Origin of the sequence: Cupriavidus sp. SHE, from assembly GCF_000812445.1 — a bacterium.
Classification (GTDB): domain Bacteria; phylum Pseudomonadota; class Gammaproteobacteria; order Burkholderiales; family Burkholderiaceae; genus Cupriavidus; species Cupriavidus metallidurans.
This window is the reverse complement of the sequence record NZ_JWMB01000050.1, coordinates 200,110-208,923: the sequence shown is the minus strand read 5'-3', so window position 1 is coordinate 208,923 and position 8,814 is coordinate 200,110. Positions and strand designations below refer to the sequence as shown.

The 8,814-nt window shown below is 64.7% G+C and carries 10 protein-coding genes; 9 read left to right on the top strand and 1 reads right to left on the bottom strand.

Annotated features, from left to right (window positions below):
* The 4 genes from RN01_RS24855 to RN01_RS24840 all read left to right on the top strand — a co-directional run.
* The coding region (locus RN01_RS24855) for an efflux transporter outer membrane subunit (RefSeq protein ID WP_039016779.1) at positions 1-945 on the top strand (945 nt) is incomplete at its 5' end.
* Between the two features lie 4 nt (positions 946-949).
* Positions 950-1,423 carry a glycine zipper family protein gene (locus tag RN01_RS24850; RefSeq protein ID WP_011516437.1) on the top strand — a complete coding sequence of 158 codons (474 nt, stop codon included), beginning with the start codon at positions 950-952 and terminating at the stop codon, positions 1,421-1,423.
* Between the two features lie 40 nt (positions 1,424-1,463).
* Complete coding sequence (locus tag RN01_RS24845) at positions 1,464-2,051, top strand: hypothetical protein (protein WP_008644680.1); 588 nt, start codon at positions 1,464-1,466, stop codon at positions 2,049-2,051.
* A 36-nt stretch (positions 2,052-2,087) separates the two neighbouring features.
* On the top strand, positions 2,088-2,474 hold the full coding sequence (locus RN01_RS24840; protein WP_017515189.1) for a hypothetical protein: 387 nt from the start codon (positions 2,088-2,090) through the stop codon (positions 2,472-2,474).
* 77 nt (positions 2,475-2,551) lie between these two features.
* Here the strand turns inward: RN01_RS24840 and ppk2 are convergent, their stop codons facing one another.
* Entirely contained in the window at positions 2,552-3,370 is an 819-nt protein-coding gene (ppk2, locus tag RN01_RS24835) for a polyphosphate kinase 2 (protein ID WP_017515188.1), read from the bottom strand.
* A 177-nt stretch (positions 3,371-3,547) separates the two neighbouring features.
* On the opposite strand from ppk2, the gene RN01_RS24830 reads away from it, so the two are divergent.
* Genes RN01_RS24830 through RN01_RS24810 form a run of 5 tightly spaced genes read left to right on the top strand, consistent with a single transcriptional unit; the run spans position 3,548 to position 8,797 of the window.
* Positions 3,548-3,832, top strand: a complete 285-nt coding sequence (locus RN01_RS24830; protein ID WP_223277323.1) for a hypothetical protein — start codon at positions 3,548-3,550, stop codon at positions 3,830-3,832.
* Between the two features lie 49 nt (positions 3,833-3,881).
* Positions 3,882-5,048, top strand: a complete 1,167-nt coding sequence (locus RN01_RS24825) for an AI-2E family transporter (protein ID WP_024569364.1) — start codon at positions 3,882-3,884, stop codon at positions 5,046-5,048.
* A gap of 2 nt (positions 5,049-5,050) precedes the next feature.
* Positions 5,051-6,610: an efflux transporter outer membrane subunit gene (locus RN01_RS24820; protein ID WP_017513283.1), complete on the top strand. Its 1,560-nt coding sequence runs from the start codon at positions 5,051-5,053 to the stop codon at positions 6,608-6,610.
* A complete protein-coding gene (locus RN01_RS24815; RefSeq protein ID WP_024569365.1) occupies positions 6,607-7,743 on the top strand; it encodes an HlyD family secretion protein in 1,137 nt (378 codons plus the stop codon). The genes RN01_RS24820 and RN01_RS24815 overlap by 4 nt, the downstream gene beginning before the upstream one ends.
* Positions 7,733-8,797 carry a DUF2955 domain-containing protein gene (locus RN01_RS24810; protein WP_017513285.1) on the top strand — a complete coding sequence of 355 codons (1,065 nt, stop codon included), beginning with the start codon at positions 7,733-7,735 and terminating at the stop codon, positions 8,795-8,797. Before RN01_RS24815 ends, RN01_RS24810 begins: the two co-directional genes overlap by 11 nt.
* Positions 8,798-8,814 lie beyond the last annotated feature (17 nt).

Genomic DNA, 8,814 nt, shown 5'->3' with positions numbered 1-8,814 from the left:
GCCGCGACGGCCAGCGCCTATATCACGCTGCGGGATCTCGATAACCGCCTGCGTATCTCGCAAGACACCCTGGAAAGCCGTCGGGGCGCGCTTGAGTTGTTCCGGGAGCGCTTCCAGGGCGGTGTGGTCTCCGAGGTCGAGTTCGCGCAAGCGCGGTCAGAATACGCATCGGCACTGACCTCGGTCGAGCAGTTCCGCCAGCAAGTCGCGCTGCAGGAGGATCTGCTGGCCGGTCTGCTGGGCGAGAACCCGCGTGAAATTCCGCGCGGCAAGTCGATCTCCGAGTTGACCTTGCCGGGCGTGCCGGTCGGCCTGCCGTCGACGTTACTGGAGCAGCGGCCAGACGTACTCCTGGCCGAGCAGAATCTCGTGGCGGCCAATGCCCGTATCGGCGCCGCGCGTGCCGAGTACTTCCCGACGATTTCGCTGACCGGCGCGTTCGGCGCTGCCAGCACGGCACTGTCTGGGCTGTGGACCGGTCCGGCACGGGCCTGGTCGTTCGCCGGGCTCATCAGTATGCCGATCTTCACCGGTGGCGCGATCGCCGGCGACGTCAAGCAGGCGGAGGCGATTCAGACGCAGTCGCTGCAGGCCTACCAGCAATCCATCCAGACAGCGTTCCGGGAAGTGGCGGATGCGCTGGTCAGCGTGCAGCGTACGCGCGATCAGCTCAATGCCAAGACCGACCAGGTCGATGCGCTGGGCCGTTACGCTTCGCTGGCACGAGATCGCTACGAAGGCGGCTATACGAGCTATCTTGAAGTGCTGGATTCCGAGCGCGCGCTGTTCGCCGCGCAACTCGACCAGTCCACCCTTATTGGTTCGGAGTTTGGCCAGCTTGTCCAGCTCTACAAGGCGCTGGGTGGTGGCTGGCCCGTGGAGTCGGAAGCAGCACAGGCGCCTCAGGCAAGCCTGAGTCAACCGGAAACCCGTAACAAGGAGTGATTTCATGTCGAGGTCGATCATCAGGCCGGTCTTGTTGCTGGCCACGGCGGGCATCGCCCTTGGCGCGATGGCTCAGTCCAAGCCGATTGCGTATCCCGCCAAGGGACAGAGCGCCGCCCAGCAGCAACAGGACGACGGTTATTGCTATTCCTGGGCCAAATCGAATACGGGCATAGACCCGGCGGCCGTGTCCTCGGCGCCGCCGCCTCCCAGTGGCCCGGCAGTCGGCGGTGGCGAGCGTGTTGGCGGTGCCGCGCGTGGCGCCGCCGGCGGTGCGGTAATCGGCGCGATCACCGGCGATGCCGGCAAGGGTGCCGCCGTTGGCGCCGCAGCCGGCACGATGGTCGGTGGCTCGCGCGCCCGGCAGAACCAGCGCAACGCGCAAGCGAACGCCCAGGCCAACACCCAGGGCGCCATGTCCACGTACTACCGTGCTTATTCCGCGTGCATGGAAGGCCGTGGTTATTCGATCAAGTGAGTGAAGTAGGTCCCGGAGCGCTTTGCCAAAAGGAGTGCATATGCTCAAGAAAGTACTGATTCCCGTCGCGATCCTGCTTTCGGTGCCGGCCATTGGCTGGGCGCAGACCGACGTCAAGACTGATGTCACACGCGCCGACGGCTCGGTCACGGCCTCCGGCTCCGCAACTGCCGTTGCGACGATCACAGCCATCGACGCGGCAAATCGCAAAATCACGCTGAAAGGCGCGGGCGGCAAGGTCACCGACATGACCGTTGGCGACGAGGCTCGCAACTTTGATCAGCTACGGGTCGGCGACAAGGTCACCGTACAGTACAACGAGGCACTGACCGTTAGCCTCAAGAAGGGCAGCGGACCGCTCTCCATGAACGAGAAGCCGATCGAGCAACGCGCCGAGGCCGGCGCCAAGCCTGGCGGCACGGTTGGCCGTGAGGTGACGGTGGTCGCCCAGGTTGTCGCGGTCAACAAGGACACAAAGACTGTCTCGGTCAAGGGACCGAAGGGCCATGTCGTCGACCTGGTTGTCGAGGACCCGGACCAGTTGAAGAACATCAAGAAGGGGGACCGCGTGCAGGCTGTCTACACCGAGGCTGTCGCGGTTTCGGTAACCCCCGGTGCAGGCAAGTAACCACCGAATGCCGGGCACCCGAACGGAACTGTCGTCATGAAGCACATTGCAGCATTGCGTTGTCTGGGGGCGGCCGTGCTGATTGCCAGCGCGCTGCCCGCCCACGCGTACTTTGACAACTACCTGAGCAGCACGATCGTTGGCACGCTCGCCAAGCAGCAGATGGCGAGCCTGCGCGGCGTCTTCAACAAGACGCTGTCGGAGTCCGAGGATGGCGCCACCGTGCCGTTCAGTCTGCCTGCCGAGGGGCGGTCCAAGGCCACGGAGGGCACATTCACGCCCGTGACCACACGCACCGAGAACGGCAAGCGCTGCCGCAAGATCCGTAGCGAGCTGCGCCAGAACGGCAGGTCGGAACGCTGGGAAGGGTGGTACTGCCAGGAGGCCGATGGCAACTGGAAAAAGACGCTACTGAAAGATTGAAGGATTGAAGATCCGATGCCGCAAACTTCAGGGGCCGCAATAACGCGGCCCCTGAAGATGCAGTTTGCGTGCGGTACTCAGAATTTCTCCGGGATATACCGATAGGGGTAGTCGGGCTGCTTGTAGGAGCCGCGCTTCTGCCGGTCCGGGAGCGTGACCTTCTTGCGCGGGATGGGCTCGTAGGGAATCGAAGCAAGCAGATGGCTGATGATGTTGAGCCGGGCGCGCCGCTTGCAGTCCGATCGCACGACATTCCACGGCGCGAAGTCGGTATCCGAGGCCTCGAACATCGCGTCCCGCGCGCGCGAGTAGTCATACCAGCGGCTGTATGACTTCAGGTCCATGTCCGTCAACTTCCACGTCTTGCGGCCATCCAGAATGCGCTGCTCAAGGCGGCGTGTCTGTTCTTCGGGGCTGACTTCGAGCCAGTACTTGATGAGCTGGATGTTCGAGCCGACGATGGCGCGTTCCACCAGCGGTACGGCGCGCAGGAACAACTCCACCTGTTCCTCGTCGCAGAACTTCATCACGCGTTCGACGCCGGCACGGTTGTACCAGCTACGGTCGAAGATCACGATCTCGCCGGCTGCGGGAAGATGCGGGATGTACCGTTGCACGTACATCTGGCTCTTTTCGCGATCAGTGGGAGCGGGCAGGGCGATCACGCGAAAGACGCGGGGGCTGACCCGCTCGGTGATGGCCTTGATGACGCCGCCTTTGCCGGCACCGTCACGCCCTTCGAAGATGACGCATACCTTGGCACCAGTAGCCTTGACCCAGTCCTGCAGGTGCACCAGTTCAACGTGCAGCGAGCGCAGCGCCTTCTCGTACGTCTTCGAGTCAAGGTCCTGCTGCGCTGCGGAATCCTCGTCAGTACGGCGCGAGTCCTTTACCATAAGTGTTTCTCCCGGCGCTTGCAGCAGGCCCCATTGCCTCAAGTATCAATCTCGGATACGGGCATGACCTTGGCAAGGGACTTTGGTCCAATGCTTGGCTCAAGCATGGCTTGGCCCAAGGACCAATTGCTTTGCGCACGGGCTTGGCTGACTCTTTCATTGGGAGCGTACTCGACCATGTTCAAGACTGGATACTGGCTGATCATCATCGGTTTCTGGGCGGCTCTCGCAGGGGTATTCCTGTGCGATCCGGTGGGCGGGCTGCCAGAGAATGTCAACCTGTTCAGTTTCGCCCTGCATGGTCTCGAGATTCACTTGTTCAAGCTGTCAGAAGCGCCGCAGCACTATCTCTTCACGGTTCTCGCGAGGGACTGGTTGATCGGCTGCTTCGTGATCATGTTCGTCGGCGCTGTCCTGCTTGCCCTTGGCTGGAGGCGCAGGCGCCAGAGCCGGCTCGTGTGAGAGGTGGCGCGGCAAAGGCGCGCGCCAGAGGTTCACAAGGAGGCCGCCGATGCTGCAAACACGTCTTTCGATCCCTACGATCTCTCGTACGCTGATCGACGTATATATCCGCTTCGGCCTGATCTTGTTGCTGGCGATATCTTGCTTCGAGATCTTTAAGCCGTTCATCAGCCTGATGGCGTGGTCAGTGATCCTGGCGATCACGCTCTATCCGCTGCAGACGTACCTGCGCGGCAAGATCTTCGATGGAGAGGGCCGCACGGCCACCCTGATCGTCTTCCTGGTCATCTGCATCATCCTCGTGCCCTCGTGCCTGCTCGGCATCGCATTGATTGACTCGGTCGAACACGCATTGGAGATCGCGCGCAGCGGCAACATCCGGATTCCGCCACCGTCCGAATCGGTGGCGGCCTGGCCGTTTGTGGGCAAGCAACTCTACGGCTTCTGGCACCTTGCCTCCACCGACTTCGCCTCGCTGGCTGAAAAGCTGGCGCCACAGATCAAGGTGGTGGCCCTGGCGTTGCTCGGCACGGCGCGTGGCGTGGGCGTCGGGCTGCTGATCTTCGTGGCGGCGCTCATGATCGCGGGCATCTTCATGGCCTACGGCGAGCTCGGCACGCGCAGCGCGATTCAGATTGCGTCCCGCATCTCCGGGCCGGAGCGCGGCCCCCGCCTTACCGTGCTGTGCACGGCCACCGTGCGCGCGGTCGCGCAGGGCGTGGTGGGTATTGCATTCATCCAGATGCTGCTGATCGGTGTCGCCTTCGTTATGAAGGGTGTGCCGGGGGCAGGGCTGCTGGCGCTGGCGGTGCTGCTGCTCGGCATCATGCAGTTGCCTGCCACGCTGATCACCATCCCCGTGATCATCTTCGTGATCGCGACCGAGGGCGTCAGCGGCATGAACATCGTCTTTGCCGTCTACGTGTTCATCGCCGGCCTGGCGGATAACGTGCTCAAGCCGATGCTGCTGGGCCGTGGCGTGGATGTGCCTATGCCGGTGGTGTTGATCGGCGCGCTCGGCGGCATGGTCAGCGGAGGCGTAATCGGGCTATTCGTCGGCCCCGTGGTGCTCGCGGTTGGATACCAGTTGTTCTGGCAGTGGGTGGAAGACACCCAGCAGCAAGCCGTCGAAGGCGGCGAGACCGTGGCGAGTGGTGAGGCCGTGGAGAGTGGCCAGGCGTCGGGACGTACCGAAAGCGGTCCGGCTGCCGGATAGCGATGTTGCCCCAGGGCCGCGTGTTCCGTTGCTGGATGCTGGCCGCGACGATGCTCGCCGGCTGCGCGCGCGTTGGCCCGGATTTCCAGCCGCAGCACGAGACGTGGAGCGGCCAATGGACCAGCGAGGCGATCGGGCAGGCCAGCGAGGCGGGTGCCCAACCGGATATGCGCCAATGGTGGCAGGTCTTCAACGACCCGGTGCTCGAACACCTGATCACCGAGGCCGATGCCAATGACGCCGGGGTTCGGATTGCCGGCCTGCGGGTCATGGAAGCCCGAGCGCAACTTGGCATGGCGCTGGCTGGCCGGTATCCCCAGATGCAGCAGGCGGGCGCGGATGCCATGTACGTTCACAGCCGCCAATCCGGGCCAACTGCGCAAACCGCTCGCGTGTGGGAGTACAGCGCGGGTGTCGATGTCGGCTGGGAACTCGACTTCTGGGGGAAATTCGCCCGGGCGATCGAGTCCGCCGATGCCGCGTACTTCGCGGCCCAGGCGAATCACGAGAACGTACTGGTACTGCTTCACGCACAACTCGCGCAGACCTATTACGCATTGCGCACCGCGGAGGCCCGCGTGCGGATAGCGCGGGAGAACGCACGGCTGCAGAAGCGCAGCTATGAGATCACCGAGCGACTGTTCAAGGCCGGCGAAAGCGACGAACTGGACCTGCAACAGGCCAAGACGCAGTACTTCGGCACGTTGAGCAGCATTCCCGAACTGGAGCGGCAGATAGCGCTCTCGCGCAACGCTGTGGCGATCCTGCTGGGAAGGCCGCCGGGCCCGATTCCCGAGTTGGGCGAGGCATCTGGCAAGGAGGGCGTGTTGCCCCGGATCGATCGGGCGATTCTGCAAGACGTGCCCGCCAACCTGTTGCTGCGCCGACCGGACATCCGGGCCGCCGAGTTCCAGATCGCGGCGCAGTCGGCCCAGATCGGCGTGGCGAAGGCAGACCTGTATCCATCGGTGACGCTCGTCGGCAGCATCGGCTGGTCCGCGACTTCGCTGCCCGGGACGCAGAACGGCCTGCTGCTGGTGGGCGGCCCCAGCCTTCGCTGGAACATCTTCGACTATGGCCGGATCCACAACAACGTGCGCGTGCAGGATGCCCGGCTCCAGCAACTGATCCTCACCTACCAGAACGACGTGCGCGTGGCGGCGCGCGAGGCCGACGATGCGGCCAGCGGCCTGCTCAAGGCACTCGAACGCGAAGAAATCCTGCGTGAGGCCGCGTATTCAGCGGAACGCTCGCTGACGCTGGCCAACACCCTGTTCAAGGAGGGGTACTCCGACTTCCAGCGCGTGCTCGATGCCCAGCGGGCGTTGTTCGCCCAGCAGGATGCCTATCTGGTCAATCGCAGCAACGCCGTTGGCTATCTGATCGACCTTTATAAGGCCCTTGGCGGTGGCTGGTACAGCGAGCAGCCGTTGGTCGACCCAGCCACCCGCGACCAGATGCGGCAGCGTACCGATTGGGGAGACCTGCTGGACGAGCCGCCGCGCACGCCGCCGACATCCAATAACACCACGGCCAAAGCCACCGGGAGCCAACGCCAATGAGTGACGCCAGTGATGCGAATGCGCCAGCCACGCCGCCTGCCTCGCCAGGCCCGGCGGCATCCGGAGACGCGTCGGGAAAAGGGGTGCGGTGGGTCGTCATCGCGATCGTGCTCAGTCTGGTCTGGTATCTGCTGGCCGACCGCTTCACGCCTTATACCCAGCAGGCGCGTGTGCAGGCGTTCGTGATTCCAGTGGCTTCAGAAGTGTCTGGCCGCGTCACCCAGGTGCCGGTTCACAACAACCAGAATGTGGAGGTCGGCACCGTGCTGTTCGAGGTCGACCCACAGCAGTACCGGATCGCGCTGGACCGCGCCCGCGCCGATTTCGAATCCACGCGCCGGCAGATCGGCGCGAATACGGCGGGCATCGATTCCGCGCGCGAATCGCTGCGAGCGGCGCAGGCCAACGAGCTCAAGGCTCGGCAGGACAGCGAGCGGCTTGAGCGTCTGTATCGGGAAGACCCCGGCACGGTTTCCGTGCGGCGGCTGGAGGTAGCGCGCGCCACGCACACGCAGGCTGTCAGCCAGGTCGGCGCGGCCCGCGCCGAGGTCGAACGGGCCAAGGAGCAGCAGGGCGGCAGCGAAGAGAACAACGCCAAGCTGCGCAGCGCCGCTGCGGCGGTTGAAAAGGCGGAGCTCGATCTGTCCAACGCCAAGATCCGGGCGCGTACCGGCGGGCTGGTCACCGACCTGCAAACGGAAGTCGGCCGTTTTGCCGGCGCCGGCAGCCCGGTCATGACGCTGATCGCGATCCAGGATATCTGGATTACCGCCGACCTCACCGAAAACAACCTGGGCCACGTAGAGCCGGGCACGCCCGTGGCCATCGTACTCGACGCGCTGCCGGGCAAGGTGCTCGAAGGCAAGGTGCGCAGCATTGGCTATGGCGTGAGCACTGGCCAGAGCCCGCCACCAGGCAGCCTGCCGACGGTGCAGAACAGCCGCGACTGGCTGCGGCCCGCGCAGCGCTTTCCGGTGATCGTCGATATCGATCCGGGGCAACTCCCTTCGCTGCGCGGCGTGCGCGTGGGCGGCCAGGCCGAAGTGATGGCGTTCCCGACCTCAGGCAACCCGCTCAATCCGTTGGGCCGGCTGTACATCCGTCTGATGAGCTGGCTGTCCTATGTCTACTGACGCAGGCGCATCGGCCGCCGCCACTGCCGCAACCGCGGCGCGGTCCCGCCGCGCGTTGCGCCTGGCTATCGGCACCGCGCTCTGTCTGGCGACCAGCTTCGGTTTCCAATGGGCGATTCCGATGGTTGCGCCCGTGCTGGCCGTGTTCCTGTTCGCCACGGTAGGGCGCCCGCTGCCCGCCAAGGCGGGGTTGGCGCTGGCGCTGCTTGTCATCGCGACCACTGGAACCGGACTGCTACTGATCCCGTTCCTGCGGCACGCGCCGCTGAGTGGGGTGCTGATGACCGCGCTCGGCCTGTTCCTGGCCTTCCGTTACGGCCTGCGCGGCGGCAACGGGCTCGTGTCGACGTTCCTTGTGGCAGGCATTGCGCTGATCTCGGTGGCCGGCACCGCCGACATGGGACTCGCCCTCAGCGTGATTGGCGCGCTGGCCCGGGGGCTGCTGCTTGGCGTGGTGATGTTGGCGGTCTGCCATTGGCTGATTCCGGAGCCTGGCACGGCCACGCCCGCGGCCAAACCACCCGCGCCGGTTGCCAGCGATGCGGACTGGATGGCGTGGCGCGCGACGCTGGTCGTCATGCCGGCCTTCCTGCTGGCCATGGCCGATCCGGCCGGCTACCTGCCCATCGTCATGAAGGCTGTCAGCCTGGGCCGGCAAAGCTGCACGACGGCGCGTAGCGCCGCGACCGAACTGCTCGGGTCCACGCTGCTTGGCGGGCTGCTGGCGATCTTGTTCTGGTTCGCGCTTGGCCTGTCCGTCAATCTGTGGATGTTCTTTCTCTGGACGATCCTGTTCGCGCTGGTGGTTGCCCGCCGGCTCTTCGCGATCCGACCGACACGCGCGACCCCGGGATTCTGGCTCAACAGCCTGGTGACGATGATCATCCTGCTTGGACAGTCGGTGGAAGACAGCGCGGCAGGCAAGGATGTCTACCACGCGTTCGCCGTCCGCATGGGACTGTTCATCGGCGTGTCGCTCTATGGCGTATTCATGCTGCGATGGCTCGACCATCGGCGGCAGCGAACCGTGTCCACGGCATCGCCAGCGATCTGAGAACCTGAGGAGGCTCC